Source organism: Borrelia tillae (assembly GCF_055693965.1).
This window is the reverse complement of record NZ_CM146346.1, coordinates 819,309-844,692: the sequence shown is the minus strand read 5'-3', so window position 1 is coordinate 844,692 and position 25,384 is coordinate 819,309. Positions and strand designations below refer to the sequence as shown.

The following is a 25,384-nucleotide window of genomic DNA, read 5'->3' as shown; positions in this document are numbered from 1 at the left end:
AACTGCACTCAAACCCCTTATATAACTTAGTATTTATCTTAGTATTTAAATTTCCAATAAACAGATATTTGATTTCCTACTCTGTCACCATATTTCATAAAATTATAGTCAAAAATATAGTTAACAAAGAAAAATGGCGAATCAAGCTCAAGACCAAAATTAACAACAAAATTTAAATTTTGAGTAAATGGTGTCACATCTTCTTTTATAAATCCAAATCCCCCCTTCAAAAAAACACCATCGATGATATATTTACCCACTCGAACATTCGTTTTATCAATTACACCGGCAAAAGTTGGCGACTTTCCCAAAATACCTATAGCATTCCTCAATATATCGGTTTCTATACTCAATAGGTCTAATTTTAATACAGAACGTACATAATCTTCAATAGGTTGCACTATCAGATCAACTATAATATCACCAGCTAGTCCAAGTGCCATTTCAGCCGTATTTGTACCTGCTGACTGTAATCCATGCTCACCACCGATTATTGCATTTGACAAAAGATATTTTATCTCTTGTTCTGTTCGTACAGGATAAGATGAAAAACTAAGTTTCCATAAACTCAAAGGACCATCCATCCTCATCGTTACATGTAAATCTTCACCACCATCTTTAATCACACTTGTAGCTTCAGTTTTTATCCACGGATCAAATTTATTCCTATTTTCATTAAATGAAATATACGAATTAGTCTTGAAAACAAATTTTTTATTACTATAATTGAAAGAACCATTTGCAATATTTAAATCTCCCTTAAGGATAAAATCATCCGTTTTAGTGTCAGATTTGACCTCAAGCTTATTACCCCTTGCAATAGTAGCATTCAAAAAAGAAATTTTATTATCTGGCCAATGAAAAGCAACATTACTATCAAAATTAACTGTCAAATCTGTAATAATATCTAAACCTCTGGAACTAGCATTAGATGTTTTAAAGTCGATTTTTAATCTTTTATAAGGATCTATTAAGAGATCAAAAACTGAATTCTCAAGCAAATAGACCCAAGCATTAGAGACATTGATATCTCCTTTAAACATAATTTCTTCAGAATTACCCTCAATAAAAAAATCACCTGACGCATGTCCAATAAAATTTACAGTCACTTTATCAAATTGAATAGGTACTCCAGAATTATCAGGAACAACAATATTGATCCTATAATAGTCAACAATGCTATCACTTAAAAAATTTAAGTTCAAAAGAGCAGCAACGCTGACATCAGAATAATAATCTAAATTAAATTTATTCTCAATAATTACACTATTATTTTTAATAATCATGGGTACATCAATTAATTCCAAAGTCCTACTTTTTCCATATTGTCTAGACAATTTTAAATACTCAGTACTAATCAACCCATTGACTATATTAAACTCTCCATTAAGATTTGGATTATATAAATCACCACTAACATTCAATGTACCAGTTACATCAAAATTATAGAGAACAAAATGCTTATTAATATTAAAAAAGGTCGTTGAATTCAATAAATCCTTCGTAATCAAATCTGAATTAAACTTAATATTTTGAATATCACTACTAATTTTATTATTGAAAATATTACCTGCTGCAATAAAACTGATAGGTAAATAGTCATTTAGTTTAAAATTAAAACTACCACTATCATACTCATATAAACAACTAACAAGATCATATTCAACTGATGACAATATAAACTTTTTAAAACTATTTCTAAATTCAATTGTAAGATCAGCGAATCCCTGTCTCTATATTTTAAATCTCTTAAAGCAATCTCCCCACCGGTTTCCCTCCTTAAAATACCAAAGTTTTCATCAACTTTATCTTCAAATTTTTGAAAACTTGCATTTACTTTGGAAGAAAAAAGCGCACTATTAATATTCAATCTAGAAATCCCAATAGAATTCTTAATATCATATCTCAAACTACCTGTTAGAATTTCCATTTCATTCTGATTCACCTTTATATTATAAATATTAAAATTATTATCAACCAAGCCTAAATTCAAAGAACAATACATAGGAATACCTATCAAAGACAGATCATCAGTTTCAATATAAGCACTAAGAGAATAATTAAATAAATTATTCTCTTTAAAACCCAATATAAAATTACCATTCATCTTTCCATTTAGTAATGGAAAGAATTTTAAATTACTAAAATCAAATCCCTGGAATCTACCAACAAAATAACTTCCATCTTCATTAGAATCAACACCTAAGAAATAACGCTCTGGGGTAATATTTGAAAATAAATTTAAATTACCATTCAACTTATCACCTAAATTAAAATGCCCTTGCCCCTGCAAGTTTGAAGTCCTATTGACAAATCTAATATTCAAAAGATTAACTTTTTTATCCTTATATGAGCCCTCAAAACTAAAATTAAAATTATAAGCAGGATTATTAGCAATCCTATCTAATCCAAACTTAGTAATTGAAACATTCAAATCATCATTTATTCTCTGGTAATCCCCAGAAGAATGAATATTTAACAAAATCTCAGAGGTTCTATTATAAAAACGAAAATTATTAATATCACAAAAATAAACTATAGATGAATCAGAATAAGTTAAACCAACTTGTACTGCAGGGGAAAATTGCAAGTTAGCATATCTATTTTTGAAATCTAACATAAAATGAAAAGGATAGCTCGTGTTTAAATAATTTAACTCAATATCTATATTTAAACTATTCTCAAATAACCGTATCAAACAATTAGAATCTATATTATCATTCCCATTACTATAATTGAAGCGTTGCACTTTATATGTATCATTTTCTCCACTTGCATCAAATACCAAATTAAAGTCATCTACTTTTGATAATAAAGTAAAAGTAAGATTATTTAATTTATTCTTAGTATAATCAGCAGTGTTTAAAACAAAATCAGAAGTCAAATTTAAATATTTGCCCGATAAAAAATGTTCAGGAATGATCTTAACCATCAAAGTTTCTGGAAGAACATCTTTCAAAAAAAGAATAGGAAATTCTTTAACCCCTAAATTAAGATTAAAATATTTTTTATTAAAATCACCCCTTAATGAAATTTGAGAATTATTGTTAGCAAAATTGAATAAATAATCAAATTCAATATTATTTTCACCAAAACTAGTTTTCATATTTAAATCTCGAACTCTAAGCCTACCGACTCTAAAATCATTCGACTTTACACAAAAATATTGAGATTCCCTATTAAAATCTAAATAGCCATTAAATCTTTAAAACTAAAAATTTTTGCAGAACTAAAATCAAGTCTTCCTATAGGCAATAGATTTTTCAAATCATAGTAGCCCTTATAACTAATAAATCCTCTCTTAAGCTTCACAAAAGCATTTTGCACATCTGCAATTTCATCATTACCTTTAACATGCACCTTTACTCCCTGAATCTCTTTGTCACCCATATTAGTTTTTAAAGATGAATTTAACAAAAATGCATACCTTAAGTCTTTATCTTTAAAATCATAAGAAAATGCCAATTGACCATTTAAACTTGTATCAAGATGATTTTCATAATCATTTAAGTTTTTATTAAGACTTATCCAATTTAAAAGATTTACATCGAAAAACAAAGCATCCAATCTTAAAAAATCTTTATTAAAATCATATTTTAAATTAAAATCCAAATTTTCTCTTATAATATTAAAAACTTCAATATTTCCCTTTGAATAATTTACTTGAAATCCTTGCTCAAGAAAAACAAAATAATCTGTATGTAATTTTGAAAAACTAAAATTAATATACCCACCCTCAAATCTTTTTTAAATTTACCTTCAAAATACAAAGTTGAATCAAGAATTTTTTTAAGACTAACATCGGAATTTAAAGCTGAAAGAACATTACAATTAACAATAAGACTAAATAAAAAATCATTATCAATTGTTTTTAATGCAAAATTCTCAATCTGCAACTTTAACAATTTATCGGAATTTAGTTTAAGATTTATATTAATATTTTCTAAATACGCATGCAGGCTACCAAAGGAATCAAATAATCTGCTAACTACCCCATGACCAACAGTATTATCATTCTTCAAATTCAAATCTATTGAATTTGCATTACTATTAAATTTAAGAAATTTAAAATCATTTAAATCAAAATTCAAAGTACTACCCTTAACAAAAATATCTAAAATAACGTTTTTATCTCCTAAGAGTAGTCTAAATAAATCCAAATTGACTTTAACAACACCCATCAATACTTTATCTTTATCATTCAAGCTCAATTCCAAATTATCTATTTTGATTGAAGATAAAAAATAAGGTGAAATTTTATCATATTTGATTTTAAATCCCGATTTTGATTCAAGATAATTCATAATCAATAATCTGGCGGAATAAACTTGCACCTGAACAAATAAAATAAAAGCCATAAGAATTGATATAAAGACTAAAACTGAAAAGGCAAAAGCTAGCGCAATCTTATTTTTTATAAAAAACAAATTCATATATCTATGTATATATTATTATATAATACTTAAAGTAAGTATCTAACTTAAACAAACGTCTAAGGAGACCATTCTTTTGAATACAATTTTAAAAAATTTCTATTGCATAGAAGGAATAGATGGGAGTGGTAAAACAAGTATCATTCAAAGACTAAAAAAAATATGCAATAACAAATCTCAATATCACTTCACAAAAGAGCCCTCACAAGGGATAATTGGAAATTTCATAAGATCGCAACTCAACAACCTTCAAAATCCCCTAAGTCAAACATCACTGGCATACTTATATGTAGCAGACAGATATGAACATTTATATAATAAAGAAAATGGAATAATAAAAATATTAAACCAAGGACAAACAAAAGTAATAACTGATAGATATCTATTTTCATCTATAGCATATCAAGGAGAATTGGGATATAAACTAAACAAAGACTTTCCACTTCCTGAAAAACTTTTCTTTATAAAAATAGACCCCAATATTGCATATAAACGTATTCAAGAAAATAGAAAACAAACTGATATTTTTGAAACCGAAGCAAAAAAGTTACAAGAAATTAATTCCAAATACACAGAAATGCTTAAAATCTTTAATAAGATAATTGATACCGTATACATTGAAAACTCAAATGAAGAAGATTTAGACATAAGCCCACAAAAAATTTTTGAATTAATCAAATTTTAATATAAAATTTGATTATTAAAATCATATAATTAAAGAAAAAGGTATCAATATGTTTTGTAAAAACTTTTCTGCATTATGTACAATAATATGTTCAATTTTACTTATAACCAACATAAATGCATCATCAAAAATTTTCTATGCTGAACAATGGTATGTCATTTTTAATGAACAAATGAAAAAAGTCCCTGCCAACTATAAAAGAAATATATTTTTTTTACAAAACGCATTAAAATACCCATTCGGAAATCCAAATTATTCTTTAGCAAAAGTAGACACAAAAAAAGAATGGGATAAATATAAACTTCTCTTTAAAATGCATGTCAATCTACTCCTTGTCAAGCAACACCTGTATTTAGGAAACTTATTCGACACACGACATGCATATTTCTATAAAGCACCCAAAAAGAAGGGAATTCTTGAAAACTTAAATAAAGCCACAAATTTGTATAAAATAGCCACTAACTATTATACAGAAGCTTTAAGATATCATAAACAATTGCAAAAGTATAAATTCACCAAAATGCAAGACGATGGAATAACAAATTGGGAAGATGAATACCATAGGATTACAACAAAAGAACTTGATTATTATCATATCATTGAAAAAGAATTAAAACGTATTGAAAAAACAAAAAAAATTTTTCAACAAAGTCCAAATTATTATTAGTGCTCAAAAATCCATTTATGCTCTTTTGAAACAATTACCTTTTGAAGATAATCCTTACTAAGAGAAAATTTATCAACAAGCTCTTTAAAATCTCCCTTACTAAGAATATTACATTCCAATGAAAGCATAATTAAGGATCTCTCTGCTAAAAAAGGCAATTTAAATAAATTTTCTAGCACTGAAATATCATATCTTCCCCTAGATTCAATTAAAAGAGAATTTTCAAAATTTGAATTCCTAACATTATTACTTAGATCAAAGATTTCCTTTTCAAGTAATTTTTTATCACCTTGAGCATAAAACAACGCAAAAGGTTTAAGAATAGTAAAAAAATATTCCCTACCAACAAGATAATGATGCCTAGAACATCTTGTCGCATAGTTTGGATAAATAGCAGATTCAACAAACTCATCGCCACCAACAATCAACAAAGGATCAAAATAAGGAGCTGCTATTTCCTTGCCTTCATAAGAATAATATCTATATGTTAAAAAAGATTCATCCATACAATTGATGTGCTCACAATAAGCACCAAGTCTGCAAATCTTATCTGAATATTCTATCAAAAGTTTAATGGTATTATTAAATATTTCTTTCCTAAAATTATACAGTAAGGTAGGAAGTATAAATAACACATTTGAATCTAATGAGATTTTATTCAAAACAAAAACCAAACGCTCATCATAAAAGCAAGTCTCATCAATAATAAAAGTCCCATATTCAGGATGATCATCTATCAACTGACTTACATCGAATGAGTTGCTCGCAAAATCAACTCCATCAATCTTATCACTTCCACCACCTCTATAAGGAATAACATTTTCCGGATAATTTTTAAATCTTTTCTTATCAAGAAGACTTCTAATAAAAAATACATTGGCCCTGCATCTACTCCCCTTTGTAATGGAATTCAATACTTTAGAAGATTTGTTCTTAATAACAAGAGAATCTTTATAAACCTTAGCAGCATATTCTGTCTTACCACTACCCATAGGTCCAACTATAAGCATTAAATTTAAGTTATCCTTAAAATCAAAATGACTAATAGACACAATATTAGTAAGCTTGGATTCAGTATCTCCGCTTACCAAATTCAAATAAAAACTCACAAAAAATTACCCCATTAAAATTAAAATATTTTTTATACAAATACAACAGAATCAAAGGGAATAACAAGTTGCAAAGGAGCTCCTAAATATCCTGAAAATAGCCTTTTCACATAAAGCAATAAGGCAAATACCCTCTTATCATTAATATACTTAAAAGTATAAACAAAAATTTCATCATTTGTTTTAAAATTAAGATCATCACCAAGACTATTCGTAAATACCTTAGATACTCTATACTCTCTCCCAGCAATCAAATTCAAATTCAAACCCAAAAAAGCCCCCATCACATTCTTAAAAGAATCACACTCTATAATATTTGTAATAACATCTTTTGGTCGGTCTTGTGGGTATAGATAAGTTTCATATTCCTTATCATTTCTTTTATATTTAATTTTAACCATAGATTTTCTTTGTAAGATATAATATTGAAGTTCTCTTAAGCTATCAAATTTTAAAGAATCCACACTGATAATAGAATCTCCGCTTCTCAGTCCACCAATATCCGCAGGAGAATTAGGAGCTACATATGATACTTCCAATTTTTTTAAACTCTCTGATGAAGTGAATCCTAACCATTTATTTTTTAAACTGCCACCTCCATACATAAATGGCAAGACCTTTAAAACCCATTTTGAAGGTATAACAAAATTGAGCCCCTGAGAATGTAAAATCCCAGCAAATGTAAGTCCAACAAATTCACCTCTTTCATTGATCACAGGACCTCCAGAATTTCCCTGATTAATGGCAGCATCAATTTGATAAGAATCACCCACAGATAACAAGTTTCTATTCTTCCCAGAAATTATTCCTGAAGTAATAGTTTTCTCAAAACCCATAGGAGAACCCATGGCATAAATCCTATCTCCAACATTAATATTTGAGGAATAATTTAAATTAAATTGATGCTCTAATTTAAATGCAACCTTAATTAAAGCAAGATCCATTTCCTTTGAATAAGCAATCACTTCTGCAGGCAGTTTTTCACCCTTGCCTCTTGGAAGTCTGGCATAAAGATTTGAAACTCCACGGTAATTATTATCCACTTGAGAACTAATTACATGATAATTAGTCAAAGCATAGCCTTTAAGGCTATCAACAACAAAAGCAGAACCTAAAGAAATATTTGGTAATCCACGGCCATTTGAAATTTTAGTACCCATATCTACCCAAACTGTTAATACAGCTGTATCAAGCAAGACATTCCTTGAGGAATATTTTTCATTAATAATAAAACTTTTTAAAGAATCAAAAGTACTATCGAACAAATAATATTTTGCAAAAAAACTCGCAAGCATTGGATCCCTGCTCTTTAAACTCTTAAGATGCTTTAGAATTAATTGTTCTCTACTCTCATTAAGCATAATACCGAATAAATTTAAAGTCTCAAGCTTAAAGAGTGCTTTATCATATTCCCCTTCCTCACAAAATTTAAGATATTCATTATAAATCCCAGATAAAGCTTTATCTTTTAAGTCTAAGACGATAGCATTCATATTAAAACCATTATTCTTTAAATTATAATAACTTGAAAGAGCTATCTCATAATTATTATCTTCAATATGCTTACTTATGCTCTCAGATGGAATATAATAAATTTGTTTGTCTTCTATGTCTTTTATTGTGTTGCATGAAAAAATTAACATCAATATAATAAAAATTTTTTTATGCATCAATAATAATTATCAAAAGTTAATTGATGTTATGATAGATATCAAAAGTATCATCTAAGATAACTTTCTTAACTTTTAAAACTCCTTTATCATAAATTTCAACATAATTAAATTTTGAAATCCATTAACTTTTCTATAAATTGAAACTAAATTTCCAAAAGAAAAACTCTTAATTTCAATAACATCAGAATTATTTAAAATTTTTTTATTTATTAAACTCTTTTTAATATTTAAATTAGACACCTGCCTTGGATTTAAATTTAATACTGTAGGAAGAAAAATTTCTGGTATATTAGCTGTCAAAAATTTATTTATTCCTACATAATCAAAGTTATAACTAAAATCATCAAAAATTTCATATTGAAAAGAATTGAAAGCAAAAGTATATACACATTTTTTATCTTCACAATCAATCTCAATCATACTGACATAAGGATAAACAGAATAACTAACTTTATACCTAAGCAAAGTATTCTCATAACGAATAGGCATTTTATCTTTGAAATAAATTTTATTAAAATACTCATTACCTAAATTTGAATCTGTAGCATAATTTACAATTTTTGAAAAAAAACTTACTAAATGCCCATCTTCAAAGATCGCGACATTGCTTTTATCGTCCACAAAACACATGCCTGACAAAGTTTTATAATTACTTAAAAATTCATCTTGTATATTAGGATCTTTTAAAAGGTCATAAAACATTTTATATTCACCTATTGTTTTAGGGGGCTCTTTTTTAAAAATCATATAAGCTTCATCAGGTGTCAAAAGTTTATATTTAAGCAAATAAATACTCTGCATACCGTTTAATTCTTTGCTCTTATTCTTTAAAAAAGTAAATAAAGCAACAGAATTAGGTTCATTTAATAATGTATTCTTAAAAATAAAATCAATATTGTCACTTTTAAAAAATGAGTCTTCTTTTAATTTAAGTTTGCTAAAAAGAGCTGGAAAAAATTTATCTTCCTTCAAAAACCATTTAAAAAATCTAAAATCATCACTATACATAGCAAAAGACTTTGCTAAAACTTTACCAAAACTTCCTTTAAAATCTCTAAGTCTACTAGAAGCCTCAAGTCTCATATAAATTAAGTCTTGATCATTTTGTAAATCACCATCCAGTTTATCATAAAATTCAATAATTTCTCTGTTTTTATTAATATCTTCATTTTGAGGAGAATCAATGAAAAATACTGATAATATAACTCTCTAGGCTTTATAAACTTAAAATTATCAATCTTTATAGCGGATTTTAAAAAATAAATCCTATCCAGCAATGGAATATCACTTCTCAGTGAAAGTTCATAAAGAGAATCTGAATTTTTTAAATTAAATTCAAGAGAACCATACAACATATCAAGTTCTCTTTGGGTGCCAACAAAATTTTTTGCTTCAATGAAAAGAATCTCTGAGATATCTGTACTCATCTCCTTTAAATTAGCATTTAAATTCGCTAAAAATAAAATTAGGAACATAATTTTTAAGATACTCATAAGACCCCTTAAAAGCTTATTTACTCATTAATTATCTCCAAGTTAGACTCTTTTAAGGTTTTTTCATTATCATCTACTATAATTTCAAATCCTAAAAGCTCTCTTACCTCGTTGTCTGTCAAAGTTTCCCTTGCAACCAAAGTTTCTGCAAGCTTAACCAACTGATCTTTATGTTTCATCAAGATATCTGACGCTTCTTTTAAACAACCTTCAAGAATCCTTTTTACTTCTCTGTCTACCCTATCAGCAGTATTCTCAGAATATGCTTTTGATTTAGAAAATTCCTTTGGAAGAAAAATCGGAGCTTCATCATCTACCAAAAATATTGGTCCAACATCCTCTCCCATGCCCCATTCTGTAACCATTTTCTTTGCCAAATTAGTAGCTTGCATTAAATCATTTTGCACACCAGCTGTAGTAAATCCCAAATTAATTTGCTCACTGGCATAGCCTCCATAACATATCTTAATTTTATCAAGAATCTGATTTTTATTTATTGAAAATCTATCTTCTTAGGAAGAGAAAAAGCAACTCCTAAAGCTCTACCTCTAGGAATAATAGTAACCTTATGTAAGGGATCAGCATGTTCAAGATAATAGTGCAACAAAGCATGCCCTGCTTCATGATAAGCTGTTTCAAGTTTTTGCCTGTCAGTAATAGTCATAGATTTCTTAGCAACACCCATTAATATTTTATCTCTAGCTTCTTCTAAATCATGCATAAAAATCTCAAGCTGATTATTCCTTGCAGCTATCAAAGCACCTTCATTAATCAAATTTGCAAGATCAGCACCACTAACACCAGGAGTAGCTCTTGCTATTATCTTTAAATCAATGTCTTTTGAAAGTTTAGTCTTTTGTGCATGTATATTAAGTATTGCTTCTCTCTCTCTGATATCAGGAAGAGTAACTGTTACTTGCCTGTCAAATCTCCCAGGTCTCAGTAAAGCAGAATCAAGAACATCTGGCCTATTTGTTGCTGCCATTACAATTACATTAGTATATGTTCCAAAACCATCCATTTCTACCAGCAACTGATTAAGAGTTTGCTCTCGCTCATCATGACCGCCACCAAGACCAGCACCACGACTTCTTCCAACAGCATCAAGTTCATCAATAAAAATTATACACGGGGCATTTTTCCTCGCATTGTCAAATAAATCTCTAACACGACTTGCTCCAACTCCTACAAACATTTCAACAAAGTCAGACCCTGACATATGAAAAAAATTCACGCCAGCCTCACCTGCAACAGCTTTGGCTAATAAAGTTTTTCCTGTTCCAGGAGAACCAACTAAAAGAACACCTTTTGGAATCCTTGCACCTATTTTTTCAAATTTTGTAGGACTTCTTAAAAATTCAACTACTTCACCAAGCTCTTGCTTAGCCTCTTCTTGACCAGCAACGTCTTTAAAAGTAATCTTATTCTTACCTGCTTCATACTTTTGAGCATTACTCTTTCCAAATGAAAAAACTTTGCCACCACCACCCTGAGTTTGACGAAATATAAAAAAGAAAAAAATAAAAAATAATATCCATGGTAAAGTTTGAAGAACAACACCAATCAAAGATGCTTGACTCTTGCCAGAACTCACTTCAACTTTTTTAGCCTTAAGTTCAGACAACAAATTAATATCAAAATAAGGAATATTAGTAGAAAAATGGGATTTCTCTAAATTTGAATTTTTGACAATAAACTGAATTTGACTTTTATCGATTATTACAACAGACTCAATTAAATCACTATCTAAATAAGTTTGAAATGTACTATAAGGAACGTTCTTATAACTCTCTCCACCCCGCATAAAATAAGACATGAATATTGCTAAAATTAAGAAGACTATAACGAGGACTAAAATCCAATTCTTATTTTTCTTTTTATTATTAGATTTACCATTATTATTCAAATTATTATTGTTAATATTCATTCCTTTAAAAATCCTCCGAACAAAGATATATTAATTTTTTTAAGAATACTCTTATCATTCCATATTAAGTTTAAAGTATTTAAATCAATAATTCCAATTATCTTATTATTTAACACTAACAACATTAAATAAAGTGGATTATACCTTACAAACTTAGAAAAGAACTTCTTCGATTGTAACTTGTTTTTAAAAAATTTATGCCTAAACTCATAAGAACAACATCTTACTGTTAGCATAGAATCATCTTCACACTCCAAATATTCTAACAAAATCTTACCTAAAGATAAACTATGATATTCATTAACTCTTAAGAAAAAATCAAAAGGCTCCCGCAGCTCCTCGGATTTCTTAAAGATAAGATTAACTTTGTCTTTACGCTTTTCTAAAAAAAAATCATTGGTTTTAAGTAAAATTTTACTTTTTTTATCAACAAGATTTACTCTAAAAATTTCACCTAAAGCTCCATATGACAAACTTGATATAATACCCTCTAGGTTTAAAATCTTAAAAAGACTCCTAAAAACCAAATACTTTGGCAAACTAAAAAAAACCATAGCATCAAAAAAATAATAATAGTTACCCTTACTAGGGTGAAGAAAATCCTTCCTATCAAAATAATTCACAAGCTCACCTGAAAAATCAGCTATCCTTTTTAGACCTCTTTCATATCCTTGAAAAATTTTTTTAATAACTGGAATTAGATTATTTCTAATTCTATTTCTTAAATATAAATCTTCATAATTAGTACTATCAATACAGTAAACAATATTATTCAAAGAAAGAAATTTTTCTATTTCTTCTCTTGATACCTCAAGTAAAGGTCTAATAATATTACCATTGATAATTGGAATACCAGAAAACCCATCTAAAAATGAACCTTGGAAAAATCTCATCACTAAAGTCTCAAACTGATCATTTTTATTATGTGCAATAGCAATATAAATAGCTTTATTTTCATTAAAAGCCCTTAATAAGGCATCATAACGATATTTTCTGGCCAGCTCTTCAACTGACACATTAAGTCGCTTAGACTCTCTCTTTATATCAACACTACATCTATTTATCTGATAAATAATATTATAAAAATCACAAAATTTTTTTATATGTTCTATTTCTAAATTCTGCTCAAACTCTGATCTTATACAATGCGCAAAATAAAGCGCAATAACATCATTATTTAAATATTTCTTTAACCCTAATAGCAAGGCAGTAGAATCTGCACCCCCAGAAAAAGCAACAATTACTTTCCCTTTAATTAAAGAATTTTTCTTATAAAAATGATCTATTCTTGTTATTATATTATTCCAAAACATCAAAAACTACTAGAATTAATAGTCGCAACCTTATGTTCAAAATTTAGCTCATCAATATCCAATATCTCTTCACTTAAAAAGTCAAATATATTGTCAATACACTTAGTCTCATCATCACTAAATTTCGCAAGAACAAAATCTTTAAGACTAAACTGTTCATTACTGCCAACCCCAATATAAAGTCTACTATATTTCGTACTCCCAAGACTACCAGAAACAGAACGAAGTCCATTATGCGTAGACACACCCCCCATCTTTTTTAGTCTGCATTTTCCTAAGGGCAAATCAACATTATCAACCACAACCAACAAATTAGCCATCTTCATACAAAACTTAGCGAAAACAGAAGGAAAAATGCTGCCACTTAAGTTCATATATGTTAAGGGCTTAATTAAAACTATTCGTTTATTCTTAATTTTAAAATCAGAATACTCATAATTTTTAAATCTGCACAAAGAAAGATCATTCTTTGCAACCAATTTATCTATAAGTTCAAAACCAACATTATGTCTAGTATGCAAAAAATTAGACCCGGGATTCCCCAGGCCAACTATTAACAAATTCATAATTTTTTCATTTCACAAGTAAAATAGCTAAATTTTCATCCTTTTCAGCAAGTTTAACATTATCAGGAAGCTTAACATCCTTCAAAATTACTTGATCGCCTCTCTTAACAGGGGTTAGATCTACTTCTATAAATTCTGGCAAATTTAAAGGCAAAGACTTAACCTTGACTTTAGTCCTAAGTACACTCAAAGATCCACCTTCCTTAACACCAATAGATGCACCTACAAATTTAATTGCAACATCTTTTTCAATATCTTTAGTACTATCAACTTCATAAAAATCAATATGATAAATAAATCTTTTAGTAAGATTTTCACTAACATCTTTAATAAAAACACACCGTTCAACTTCTCCATCACTTAAAACTAATACAGTATTATCAGTAAATTTCGCAAACTTTTTATTAAACTCACTACTCTTAATCTTTATATGCAAAACACTATCTTCCTTTCCATACACAACAGCCGGTATATCAGATTTTGCTCGTATCCTACGCGCAAACAAAGATCCAAAATCTGACCTACTCTCATATCTTAAAATCCTACTACTATCCACAATGAAACTCCTAATATAAAATACTGGGACGGAAGGATTCGAACCCTCGCATGACTGGACCAAAACCAGTTGACTTACCACTTGTCGACGTCCCAAATACTTAATTATCCATAAGTCAAAAGGATACAAAATACAATAAACTTTGTCAATAATATTTTATTAGCCCATTTCAAGACCAAGATTTAAAGGATTTTCCTTAACATATTCTTTAAAAATAGCACTTTGCAAAAGTTCTCTGAAGCTTTGATTAATAGGATGTACAATGTCCTTATACTCCCCGGCCTTAGTTCTCCTATTAGGCATAACAATAAAAACACCTTTTTGCCCCCTAATAACCCTGATATTATGCAAAACTAAACAATCATCAAAAGTAACCGTCACATATGCCAATAGCTTTGAACCGAAATTTTTATTATCAACTCTCCTAATTCTTACATCTGTAATATTCACTTCTAGGCCTCCCTAAATACATGTTTTAAATCTAGAATATTTTTAATTTTTTGTAAATAATTTTTGAGATATTTTTATTTTTTTTAATTAAATTACTTTAATTAAAAACTCTTAAGGATAAATAACTTCTCCCTTATCCCATATTTTCTCAAGCTCATAGTATTCTCTGCCCTTTTCACTCATTAAATGTATGACTAATCCTTCACATGAAATAATTGTCCAATCAAAACTAAAGTCTTTTCCTTGAACACAATAATCAAACTCCATCTCCTTAAAAAAGGTCTCCAACCTTTCAGTATACAAAGCTTCCATTTGCTTAAATGATGCAAGTGAAACAATAATAAAAAAATCAGCCCAATTGCAAACAGAAGTAACATTAATACCTAAAACATCAATTCCGCCAAAATCAGATATAATATTACACAATGTTTTAACATCATCTGTTCTTAACATATCTCCCATCAAAATCATCTCCTAAAATAATTATTACATCAGGACTCATTTCGGGTATATCAAGTCCTAAAGTATCCATATGAAACTCAGAAATTGGTTTAATATTCTTAGCTCCAATTACATCCCCAACCTTAATGGCAATCTCTAAATTATCTGAATTATTTATTATTACTGTATGAGAATAATTATGCCTATCTGCATTGCCAAATCTAACAACTTTAAATTTAAAAGATTTAAAAATTTCTGCCGCATTCCTTGCAAGTCCAGCAGTCTGAGTACCATTTAAAATAACAACTTTGTTTGCCTCTTCATTTCTACCTTCACCCATCAAGTCTTTATTTAGATTTTCTATTGATTCCTTAAGAACTGCCCCACCATAATAAGGAAAGACAACTTTAATTAAGTTATCACCATCCTTAAATATTTCCTCTTGACCCTTAATACTAATCAAAATCAATTTCTCATTATTGATTTTATAATTAGCAAGAATATATTCAAATACGGTCTCAGAAAGATTAGTTTCCAACATAAGATACATCTTGGAAAAATAATCATACTCTTCTTGAAAATCTGAAAATTGTATTAAGATTTTTTTGAAAAATTCCTTAAAAAATTCAAATCTTTCATCATAAGAAGCAATATCTCTGAAATAGCTCAAATAATCATAAGCCTTATCTCCATCAAAAATTGAGTTGCCAGCCGATATTAAAATAGGACGTGAGGAACTGTACACTTTAACAGAATTTTTAACAAGAAGTCGTATTCCACCAAGATAGTCAACAAATTTTACAAAATTATTCTTTTTAAAACGAATATAATAATCGGGCTCATGATTTAATTGGCTAGACACCTTAGCCAAAAACTCACTAAAGCTATTTTTTTTATACAAATCTTCAAACCAAGATATATTTCCCTTCAAATCTTCATAACCCGTATAAACAGGAATATCCAAAAATCCAACATTGCCTGTTTTGATATTAATAAAAATCTCTTGCATGCTCAAAAGATTATTATTATTATCTTCTACAAGAAATAAAAAGCTAATATTACTCTTAGTGTTCAATTCAAAATATATCTGCTCTCTTTTAGAACTATCAACAAAAAAAATTATAATACCAAGAACTATTAAAACCATTAAAACTAAAAAAAATAATTCTTTTCTCAACTATTTACCTTTAACATATAAATTATTATTTTTAATATATTGTAAAACATCAAAGGGAAGCAAATAATCTACTGGACATCCTTCCTTAATCCTATTTCTGATCTCTGAAGAAGAAATAGGAAACATTCTATTATCAATATAAACATGCTTAAACCGACTAATTAGTTTAGTACTATAAATCCTATGAACAACCACAAGATTAACAGATTCAGCTATTCTCTCTGGATTCTTCCATGAAGAAAAATTCTCAAAAGAATCATCCCCAATTACCAAATATATATCATCATGAACATACTTATTCTTAATACAATTAATAGTATCAACAGTATAAGTAATTCCACCATTTATGATATCGCATTCATCAATCAACATATTACTTTCATATTGTAGCGCCAACTTAAGCATCTCAATTCTGTCCTGAACACTAACATTTTCAACAGGTTTATGAACAGGATTATGAGTAGGAACAAAAAGTATTCTGTCAACATTCAATAAATGCTCTATCTCTTTTGCTAAGAATAAATGACCAATGTGAACAGGATTATAAGTGCCACCCAATATTGCTATTTTCATATATCTCCCATATTATGTATTTAATTAAAATCTGAATAACATCAATTTTAAGACTTCAGATATAACAATTTTTTTCAAATTCTTGACAAAGTAAAAAGTTCACTAATCAGTTCATCTAGGCCTCTATTATCATAAATAGAAATTCCTAAAACTCTTTCCCCACTTAAAGTTTTTTTCAACTGAGCAAAATTCTCAATGGCCCCTTCTAAATCAAGTTTATTGGCAATAATTATTCGATTCTTATTCAACAGTTTAATATCATATGCTCTAAGTTCATCAATAAGAATATTATAAGCATCCATAAAATTATTGCTAGAAACATCAATCAAAAAGACCAAGATTTTAGTTTTTGAAATATGCCTTAAAAATTCAAGTCCAAGACCCACACCTTGACTTGCACCCTCAATTATTCCAGGAATATCAGCAATTACTAAATCATCATAAAAAACTCTCAAAACACCAAATTGCGGTATTTGAGTAGTAAAAGGATAACTTGCAACCCTTGACTTTGAAGCAGTTATTTTAGAAATAAGAGAAGATTTGCCTGCATTAGGGAGCCCAACAAGCCCAATATCAGCTATCAATGTTAATTCAAGACGCAAATCTAAGGTAGCACCAAATTCTCCAGGTTGAGCAAATCTTGGTATCTGTTTTATAGAACTCTTAAAATGTGCATTTCCAAGTCCACCTCTTCCGCCCTTTAATACAACAATTTCATCATCAAGATCCTGCAACTCAAATAACAAAAAATTGGTAGAAATATCATATACACAAGTATTTGGGGGAACAAAAATAATCAAGTCATTACCAAAAGCCCCACTCTTCCTAGAACCCATCCCAGGCTTACCATTGCCAGCAATAAGTCTTTGACCATTTTTATAAAGAGAGAGAGTTTTAAGATTTGCTTTAACTTTAAAGATTACATTTCCACCTTTCCCCCCATTACCGCCATCAGGGCCTCCCTTGGCTTTAAATCTTTCACGCAAAAAGGAAACACATCCAGCACCTCCATTGCCTGAGGACACAGTTATGTTTACATAGTCTTTAAATATATGCAAATCAACCTCAAATATAATATCTCAAATATTATATTAAATAATATTTATATACTTTCGGCCTTTACAAGTTTTAAACTCTACTATACCATCCTTTAATGCAAATATCGTATAATCTCTGCCAAGTCCAGAATTTTTGCCCTTATGAAATTTCGTACCTCTCTGTCTTACAATAATCTCTCCAGCCTTTACAAATTGCCCACCACTACGCTTAACACCAAGTCTCTTAGATATAGAATCTCTTCCGTTCTTAGAACTACCACCGCTTTTACTTGTTGCCATTAATTTCCTCCAAAATCAATTTAATATCACAAGGATATTCCCAACATAAATCTTTTATTCCTCGTATCAAAAACCCACTATAATACAAAAGACTCTGCTTATTCAAATTCTTAAAAGATGCCTTAAACTCTAAATAACCTTTCACAGCATTATCTATAATAAAATTCTCTCTCTCATAATCAAGAATACTCAAAAAAGTCCTTAAAATAAAAGAAAAAGAAGAACAAACTATATTAATACCATTATTACCCTTAGCATGCCCATTAGCTAAAATATAAACAACTATATTGTCACGTGTCTTTATTAGAACATTAATCACTAACTAACAATTATATCATTAACTAAAACATAAGAATAAGACTGACGATGTCCAACTTTTCGCTCACTTGCCTTTCTTCTCCTATACCTATAAGAAATCACCTTTTTATCCTTCTTGTCCCCTATATAAGTGCATTTTACACAACAACCTGGAACATAAGGCTTTCCTATCTTTACATCACCATCCTTATTTACAAGCATTATATTATTAAATTCTAATTTATCACCTTCACAAGCCCCAATCTTATCTATCTTTAACATCTCTCCCATAACCGCCTTGTATTGCTTACTCTTTATTTCCAACAACGCATACATCACAATCACCTCTCATATTCAGCTAAGTATTATAAATTTAATAAAATGTAAAGTCAATTATTCAAATTTGATCAAATCATTTGTTTTACCAAGTCTCTCTTAATTAACACAAAAAAACAATATTAATATTTATTAAATAACTATAAGGAATACTTAACAAGAGAATTTAATCTATACTCACTTAAGATATCCCTACCATTAAGACCCACAAGTTCAATAAAACAAAATATATCAGATACCACTCCACCTGCCTTTTGAAGCAACATAGCAGCCGCCTTTAAAGTGCCCCCAGTAGCTAAAACATCATCGACTAACAAAACATTTGCATGCTTTTTAACATCATCTTTATGTATTTCAAGACTACTAGCTCCATATTCAAGCTCATACTCTTCCCTTAAAATCTGTCTTGGCAGCTTACCCCCTTTCCTAATTAGCAAAAGAGGCAAACCCATTTTTAAAGCCAAAGGCGCACCAATAAGATATCCTCTTGATTCGATAGCCGCAATACAATCAATTTTCTTTGAAGAATAAAAAGCATGCACATCTTCCATTAAAGATTTATATGCTTCTGTTTTAAGCAAAACATTAGTAATGTCATAAAACAGTATACCTTCCTTTGGGAAGTTAGATACTTTTATAATAAACCCGTCGTAATATTCCGTTTTATCTATCATGTAAGATTTTCCTTAAAATTCAACACTTAATTTTTTATCCTCTCATGCCTTTTAATTGTTTTTATTTTTTAAAAAAATATCATTTTTCTGTCACAGGAGGATTTGGTATTATACCATCTACATCTAATTTTGGAATATCATCTTCCTTAGCTCTTGTCCAAATCTTACTTCTGCCAAAAATCCAAACCTTCCCCTTAGTAACAAGATTGCCCGTTTTTCAATCTATCCTCATTTCAGAAGTATAAATTTTGCCATTATTAGGATCAATGATCTTGCCCTTATCCCACTTCTCAGGATTTTCAAAATATTTAAGTCCCCACATAAAATCAAGGCCTTCGGTAGTTAAATGCTCAAAACCCACAACTTTAGAACCAGAAGGATTATTAACATCATATACCTTGCCACCTTTGATTACATTTAAAATTCGCCCATAAACTTTATCATTATACTTATATACATAAATCACAGAATTCTTAACATTGGTAGCATCATCATACCCAACCCAATATCCTAAAACTTCACTACCGTCTTTTTTGTTTTCTGTTTTCTCAGATTCTGCAAATACAAAATAAGAAAAACAAAATAAAAATGTGATTTTTAATAGATTCCTACTCATGAAACCTCCTTAACATTAGTCTCTAAGCCAACAACTTCAATAGACCATAACAACGAAAATTTATACATTTATTTTATACTATTTTATACTTTTTGCAAAAGCACACTTTATGCCATTTAAATAAAATTATTCAATACAAATTGATACTCTTAACTTAAGACGCAAAATGTAAAAAATACACACAATAAAGAAACTAAAATTGTTAGAATTGATATATAACAATTTTAATGTTAAAATTAACATTAAAAATAAGAAAACACTGAGGTTTGATGTGGTAAGAGGCATTTATACTGCTGCCAGCGGAATGATGGCACAAAGACATAAATTGGATGTTATTGCTAATAATCTAGCAAACATCAATCTTACAGGGTATAAAAAAGATTTATCTGTACAGAAAGCCTTCCCTGAAATGCTGATCAGGCGAATCAATGATGATGGTCTTTATAAATTTCCCAAAGGATATCTAGAAACAGCACCTGTTATTGGTAAGCTTGGCACGGGGGTTGAAGAAAATGAGATCTATTCCTCTTTTGAACAAGGGCCACTGAAAATAACCGGCAATCCTCTTGATTTAGCATTAACTGATGAAGGTTTTTTTGTTATTCACACCCCAGAAGGAGAAAGATATACAAGGAATGGTTCTTTCACGCTTGGAAAAGAAGGTATTCTTGTTACAAAAGATGGATATCCTGTGCTTGGAGAGAAAGGTTATATATATCTAAAAGATAATAATTTTAAAATAACGGATCAGGGCCAAATATTTTACAACCCAATATTTGAAGGAAACCCCAAAAGACTTGTAAGTGAATATGAAAATTCATGGGAACACTATGAACTCTTTGATAATCTCAAAATTGTAAATTTTGAAAAGCCAAGATTTTTAAAAAAGCAAGGAAGTTCACTCTGGCAAAGCACAGAAATATCTGGACACGCCCAAAATATCACAATAAATTCAAGACCTAAAATTGAAATTGGTGCTTTAGAAGGATCAAATGTGAACGCAATTAATGAAATGGTATCAATGATTACAGTTAACAGAGCCTATGAAGCAAATCAAAAAACAATACAAACTGAAGACTTGCTTCTTGGGAAATTAATTAATGAAATTGGAAAGTTTTAGGAGGTTTGAAGTATGATGAGAGCACTCTGGACAGCAGCCAGCGGAATGAAAGCACAACAATATAATGTAGATACAATTGCTAATAATCTCTCAAATGTAAATACTACGGGATTTAAAAAGACAAGGGCAGAATTTGAAATTTAATATACCAAACACAAAGAAGAGCGGGCACTCCTGCTACCGAAGACACAGTAAGCCCTATAGGCAACCAAGTTGGACACGGAACCAAAGTATCAGCAACACATAAAATCTTTGAACAAGGAAACTTAAAAACCACAAATATAAACACTGATATTGCTATTGAAGGTGATGGATTTTATAAACTTCTTCTACCAGATGGTACTTACGGATACACCAGAGATGGTTCTTTCAAAATTGACGCGAATGGAGACTTTGTGACAAATCAAGGATATAAATTATTACCTGATATATCCTTTCCTGAGGGATACATAAAAGATTCTATTACAATATCTCAAGAAGGTGTAATATCCGTAAAAGTTGATAATAATCCTAATCCAATTGAACTTGGCCAAATAGAAATCTCAAGATTTGTAAATCCAGCAGGCCTAAATGCAATTGGAAACAACGTCTTTAAAGAAACTATTGGTTCTGGAGAAGAGATATCAGGAACTCCAGGCAATGATGGAATGGGGCGTATAAGACAAGGTATCCTTGAAATGTCAAATGTATCAATTGCAGAAGAAATGGTTACAATGATTGTTGCACAAAGAGCTTATGAAATAAACTCAAAAGCAATTCAAACCTCAGATAATATGCTAGGAATTGCCAACAATCTAAAAAGGCAATGAAAACTACTGACAATAAGCTTATATTAGTCTATATAGTCTATTCGCTTACAATTAACTTATCACAAATAATGCCGCATGCTACTTATGACACCTGTTTTACAATACATCCTAGCAAGACATATTTTTTTTCAAAAGGATACTCAAAAATGTGCAATAATAATAATTTATCACAAATTTATATAGGTTCACATTTTAAACAAAAGCAAATAATATTTGAAATGATAAACTTCATCACAAAAGATCTAGCAAATAAAAATATTTACATACTACAATTTAGTTTTGACGAATCAGAAATCAATATAGAAAACAAATTCTCTAACAATCTCAAATTCAAAGCAATAAAAGATAGCTCTTATAAAAATATACCTATACAAAAAACTTTGATTTATTATGCAAAACAATTTGAAAATTATCAAAAACATAATAAAGTAAATATGTATATTGACATAATAGAGCCAATTGTATTCGCAAAAACAGATTTAAAAACAGGTCAAAGTTTAAACGAAAATAACGTTTATTTTAAATATAAAATAAATACAACAATATACAATGAAACTTTAAGCTTAAACGAATTAAATGAAAGTAAATACATTGTACTAAAAGATATTATGAAAAACAACATGCTAAAACTAAATCAAATACAAAAACAACAATAATGAACATCTAAGTATATAAATTCTCTCTCAAATTCATTATTAATTTTATTCTTCCATTATAATAATGAAATCACTATAAGAAATTTTTCTTTAATGTTATAATTAAATTTTAAAGTATATAAACAACTCCAAAGCAAAAATGAATAGACTAAAGACAATTGAAATAATATTAAAATAAAGGTAAACTATATTGCCATACAAGGAATAAAATCATGAAAAAGCTGATAATATTAGCAATATTAAACTTAAATGTGGCATTAAATTCATTTGCACAAGAAAATCAACTTTCAAGAACTCCTTCTAATGGAAACAATATTATCAATCAAATAAGTGAACGAACAAAATTAAAGGATATGGCCGAAATAAGATCTACCGATTCACACACATTAACAGGAATTGGAATCGTAGTAGGACTTACTAATAAGGGAGATTCTATTAAAAACAAAGAAATTTTAAATAAAACTTTAAATAAGATTGGAATAAATGAAATAGATATAACAAATACGGAAAGTAAAAATATTGCATTAGTAAGCGCAACTATCAATATAAGTGGAAATATGATCAAAGGCACAAATCAAGATGTCTACATAGCATCTATGCTAGATTCAAAAGATTTAACAAATGGTATTCTCTTAAGAACAGAATTGAAAGACACTAAAGGCAAAGTACTAGCAACCGCATCAGGTCCAATAACAATTAATACGAAATCAAAAGGTACAGGGTATATATTAAATGGGGCAACAATACATGAACATAATAGTTCTACAAAGTACAATATAATTCTTAAAAAAGAGGATTATAATTTAGCAGATTCAATAAGCAGAAATCTGAAAAGCAAAAATATAGACAACAATATCAAATCGGGTAATATCATAGAAGTTAATATTAATGAAATTGGATTATTAAAAGAAATTGAAAAAATAGAAATAGATACCATGCCTAAAGTTTTAGTAAACGAACAAAACAAAATCATTATAGCAAGTACAAATGCAGAAATAGGTCCCCTTATACTATCAATTGAAAGAGATGACATAAGTTCATTTGAAAACAAGAATAACAGAAAAATAAAAATAGAAATACAAAAAATAAAACTGAATGAATTTATATCAAAAAATGCAGATATACTGCGCAACGAAGAATTAATAAAGATAATTAAAGCTGCTGCAAAAATTAATAAATTACATGGAGAATTAATTCTGGAGAAATAAATATGATAAACAAAATCAATCTACAAAATTCAAGAATCACCAACAAAATGAAACATATAAAAAGCCTACAAGACAAATTAACTCAAACAAATCAAATCAAAAATGACAATAAACTTTATGCAGCTGCACTAGAATTTGAGGCAATATTTGTCAATCAAATGCTTAAGAGCATGAAAAACTCTTTAAATAAAGAAAATAATTTAATTAACGGGGGTCAGACAGAAGAAATTTTCGAAGATATGCTCTATTTAGAAAGAGCAAAACAAATAGCTAAATCTAAAAGCTTTAAGCTTGCTGATTTAATCTATAACCAAATAGCTAAGGGTCAATAACTTTAGAAAATAATTAATATTACTAAATACGAATTATTTTCTAAGTTGGTATGATTTTTGAATCACATTAAAGGGGGAGAAGAATGTTGATACATAACAAATTTAAAAGATGGGAGAAATATTGTGAATATATTTAGTAATGAAGATTTAAACATATACCTAAAATCAGTAAGAGAGCACAATTTAATAACACATGAAGAAGAAATTGAGCTTGCAAAACAAATTAAACGCGGGGATCTAAAAGCCAAAAATAAAATGATAAATGCCAATTTACGTCTTGTTTTAAAAATAATTAAAAGATATGCGGGTAAAGGATTAAAAGTTGAAGACTTAATACAGGAAGGAAATTTAGGTCTAATTAGAGCCGCTGAAAAATATGATCCAAGCAAAAATACCAAATTCTCAACTTACGCTTCATTTTGGATTAAGCAGTCTCTCCAAAGAGCATTAAACACTAAAACAAGACTTGTAAAAGTACCATACAGAAAAGAAAACCTAATACTCCAAATAAATAAATACCTTATGGAAGAAGAAAAAGCTCCCAAAAAAGAAGACATAATGGAAAGATTTAACTTAACAACAGCTCAATATGTCAAGATCATTCCTTATCTTGAAAAAGAATATTCTCTTGATAAAAAAATAGAAGGTTCGGAAAATTCTACACTTCTAAATCTTTATGAAGATAATTCTTTTAATCCTGAGAGTACTCTTGAACAAAATTCAACCTTAAAACATCTTAATCATATATTAGAGACAAAACTAAACGATAAAGAAAGGTACATTATAAGAAAAAGATATAATTTAGATAACAGTGACAAAAAAAGCACTTTAAAAGATATTTCTAATGAACTTGGAATATCCTCAGAAACCGTAAGACAGATTGAAAAAAGAGTCCTCAGAAAACTCAGAGAAGAACTCTATCAGTAAATAGAGCCA

21 protein-coding genes, 1 tRNA gene and 5 pseudogenes are annotated in these 25,384 nt (G+C 28.9%); 8 read left to right on the top strand and 19 right to left on the bottom strand.

From position 1 onward, the window contains the following. Window positions 1-38: 38 nt before the first annotated feature. A pseudogene (locus ACWUD1_RS04110) lies at window positions 39-4,433 on the bottom strand (translocation/assembly module TamB domain-containing protein). 76 nt (window positions 4,434-4,509) lie between these two features. On the opposite strand from ACWUD1_RS04110, the gene tmk reads away from it, so the two are divergent. Together tmk and ACWUD1_RS04100 are read left to right on the top strand one after the other, a co-directional pair. Next, window positions 4,510-5,118, top strand: coding sequence for a dTMP kinase (tmk, locus tag ACWUD1_RS04105; protein WP_472756520.1), 609 nt, complete (start codon window positions 4,510-4,512; stop codon window positions 5,116-5,118). A 49-nt stretch (window positions 5,119-5,167) separates the two neighbouring features. Then, entirely contained in the window at window positions 5,168-5,785 is a 618-nt protein-coding gene (locus ACWUD1_RS04100) for a hypothetical protein (protein ID WP_472756519.1), read from the top strand. Here ACWUD1_RS04100 and ACWUD1_RS04095 read toward each other — a convergent pair. The 18 genes and pseudogenes from ACWUD1_RS04095 to ACWUD1_RS04010 all read right to left on the bottom strand — a co-directional run bounded on the left by ACWUD1_RS04095 (window position 5,782) and on the right by ACWUD1_RS04010 (window position 20,323). Beyond that, window positions 5,782-6,882 (bottom strand): thymidine kinase, encoded by a 1,101-nt coding sequence (locus ACWUD1_RS04095; protein WP_472756518.1) that lies wholly within the window; start codon window positions 6,880-6,882, stop codon window positions 5,782-5,784. The two genes, ACWUD1_RS04100 and ACWUD1_RS04095, sit on opposite strands and share 4 nt — an antisense overlap. 44 nt (window positions 6,883-6,926) lie before the next feature. Further along, entirely contained in the window at window positions 6,927-8,564 is a 1,638-nt protein-coding gene (locus ACWUD1_RS04090) for a S1C family serine protease (protein ID WP_472756517.1), read from the bottom strand. Window positions 8,565-8,583: 19 nt separating this feature from the next. Then, window positions 8,584-10,060, bottom strand: a pseudogene (locus ACWUD1_RS04085) (hypothetical protein). 20 nt (window positions 10,061-10,080) lie between these two features. Next, a pseudogene (gene ftsH / locus ACWUD1_RS04080) lies at window positions 10,081-11,987 on the bottom strand (ATP-dependent zinc metalloprotease FtsH). After that, complete coding sequence (gene tilS / locus ACWUD1_RS04075) at window positions 11,984-13,300, bottom strand: tRNA lysidine(34) synthetase TilS (RefSeq protein WP_472756516.1); 1,317 nt, start codon at window positions 13,298-13,300, stop codon at window positions 11,984-11,986. The pseudogene ftsH and the gene tilS overlap by 4 nt, the downstream one beginning before the upstream one ends. Continuing rightward, complete coding sequence (gene pth / locus ACWUD1_RS04070) at window positions 13,300-13,866, bottom strand: aminoacyl-tRNA hydrolase (protein WP_472756515.1); 567 nt, start codon at window positions 13,864-13,866, stop codon at window positions 13,300-13,302. The genes tilS and pth overlap by 1 nt, the downstream gene beginning before the upstream one ends. Window positions 13,867-13,873: 7 nt before the next feature. Continuing rightward, the gene (locus tag ACWUD1_RS04065; protein WP_472756514.1) at window positions 13,874-14,422 is read right to left on the bottom strand and encodes a 50S ribosomal protein L25/general stress protein Ctc; all 549 of its coding nucleotides are present in this window, start codon (window positions 14,420-14,422) and stop codon (window positions 13,874-13,876) included. Between the two features lie 23 nt (window positions 14,423-14,445). Next, window positions 14,446-14,517 (bottom strand) — tRNA-Gln (locus tag ACWUD1_RS04060). A 64-nt stretch (window positions 14,518-14,581) separates the two neighbouring features. Beyond that, window positions 14,582-14,872: a septation regulator SpoVG gene (gene spoVG / locus ACWUD1_RS04055; protein ID WP_472756513.1), complete on the bottom strand. Its 291-nt coding sequence runs from the start codon at window positions 14,870-14,872 to the stop codon at window positions 14,582-14,584. A 111-nt stretch (window positions 14,873-14,983) separates the two neighbouring features. Then, complete coding sequence (gene rsfS / locus ACWUD1_RS04050; protein WP_472756512.1) at window positions 14,984-15,334, bottom strand: ribosome silencing factor; 351 nt, start codon at window positions 15,332-15,334, stop codon at window positions 14,984-14,986. Further along, complete coding sequence (locus ACWUD1_RS04045; RefSeq protein ID WP_472756511.1) at window positions 15,309-16,490, bottom strand: LCP family protein; 1,182 nt, start codon at window positions 16,488-16,490, stop codon at window positions 15,309-15,311. Before ACWUD1_RS04045 ends, rsfS begins: the two co-directional genes overlap by 26 nt. After that, window positions 16,491-17,063, bottom strand: coding sequence for a nicotinate (nicotinamide) nucleotide adenylyltransferase (gene nadD, locus ACWUD1_RS04040; protein WP_472756510.1), 573 nt, complete (start codon window positions 17,061-17,063; stop codon window positions 16,491-16,493). It abuts the gene before it with no gap. Window positions 17,064-17,137: 74 nt separating this feature from the next. After that, complete coding sequence (gene obgE / locus ACWUD1_RS04035; RefSeq protein WP_472756509.1) at window positions 17,138-18,121, bottom strand: GTPase ObgE; 984 nt, start codon at window positions 18,119-18,121, stop codon at window positions 17,138-17,140. Window positions 18,122-18,154: 33 nt separating this feature from the next. Next, window positions 18,155-18,400 carry a 50S ribosomal protein L27 gene (gene rpmA, locus ACWUD1_RS04030; protein WP_472756508.1) on the bottom strand — a complete coding sequence of 82 codons (246 nt, stop codon included), beginning with the start codon at window positions 18,398-18,400 and terminating at the stop codon, window positions 18,155-18,157. Further along, window positions 18,387-18,719 carry a ribosomal-processing cysteine protease Prp gene (locus ACWUD1_RS04025; protein ID WP_472756507.1) on the bottom strand — a complete coding sequence of 111 codons (333 nt, stop codon included), beginning with the start codon at window positions 18,717-18,719 and terminating at the stop codon, window positions 18,387-18,389. Before ACWUD1_RS04025 ends, rpmA begins: the two co-directional genes overlap by 14 nt. Next, complete coding sequence (gene rplU, locus ACWUD1_RS04020; protein WP_472756506.1) at window positions 18,719-19,033, bottom strand: 50S ribosomal protein L21; 315 nt, start codon at window positions 19,031-19,033, stop codon at window positions 18,719-18,721. Before rplU ends, ACWUD1_RS04025 begins: the two co-directional genes overlap by 1 nt. A 140-nt stretch (window positions 19,034-19,173) precedes the next feature. Next, window positions 19,174-19,707 (bottom strand): adenine phosphoribosyltransferase, encoded by a 534-nt coding sequence (locus tag ACWUD1_RS04015; protein ID WP_472756505.1) that lies wholly within the window; start codon window positions 19,705-19,707, stop codon window positions 19,174-19,176. A 79-nt stretch (window positions 19,708-19,786) separates the two neighbouring features. After that, window positions 19,787-20,323 (bottom strand): annotated as a pseudogene (locus ACWUD1_RS04010) (DUF2147 domain-containing protein). Window positions 20,324-20,594: 271 nt separating this feature from the next. On the opposite strand from ACWUD1_RS04010, the gene flgF reads away from it, so the two are divergent. The 6 genes and pseudogenes from flgF to ACWUD1_RS03980 all read left to right on the top strand — a co-directional run bounded on the left by flgF (window position 20,595) and on the right by ACWUD1_RS03980 (window position 25,375). Beyond that, on the top strand, window positions 20,595-21,443 hold the full coding sequence (gene flgF / locus ACWUD1_RS04005) for a flagellar basal-body rod protein FlgF (protein ID WP_472756504.1): 849 nt from the start codon (window positions 20,595-20,597) through the stop codon (window positions 21,441-21,443). A 12-nt stretch (window positions 21,444-21,455) separates the two neighbouring features. Then, a pseudogene (flgG, locus tag ACWUD1_RS04000) lies at window positions 21,456-22,252 on the top strand (flagellar basal-body rod protein FlgG). After that, window positions 22,249-22,908, top strand: coding sequence for a hypothetical protein (locus tag ACWUD1_RS03995; RefSeq protein WP_472756503.1), 660 nt, complete (start codon window positions 22,249-22,251; stop codon window positions 22,906-22,908). The pseudogene flgG and the gene ACWUD1_RS03995 overlap by 4 nt, the downstream one beginning before the upstream one ends. Window positions 22,909-23,120: 212 nt before the next feature. Next, window positions 23,121-24,116 carry a flagellar basal body P-ring protein FlgI gene (locus tag ACWUD1_RS03990; protein WP_472756501.1) on the top strand — a complete coding sequence of 332 codons (996 nt, stop codon included), beginning with the start codon at window positions 23,121-23,123 and terminating at the stop codon, window positions 24,114-24,116. A gap of 2 nt (window positions 24,117-24,118) precedes the next feature. Beyond that, entirely contained in the window at window positions 24,119-24,448 is a 330-nt protein-coding gene (locus ACWUD1_RS03985; protein WP_472756500.1) for a rod-binding protein, read from the top strand. Window positions 24,449-24,571: 123 nt separating this feature from the next. Next, window positions 24,572-25,375 carry a sigma-70 family RNA polymerase sigma factor gene (locus tag ACWUD1_RS03980; protein WP_472756499.1) on the top strand — a complete coding sequence of 268 codons (804 nt, stop codon included), beginning with the start codon at window positions 24,572-24,574 and terminating at the stop codon, window positions 25,373-25,375. Window positions 25,376-25,384: the final 9 nt, after the last annotated feature.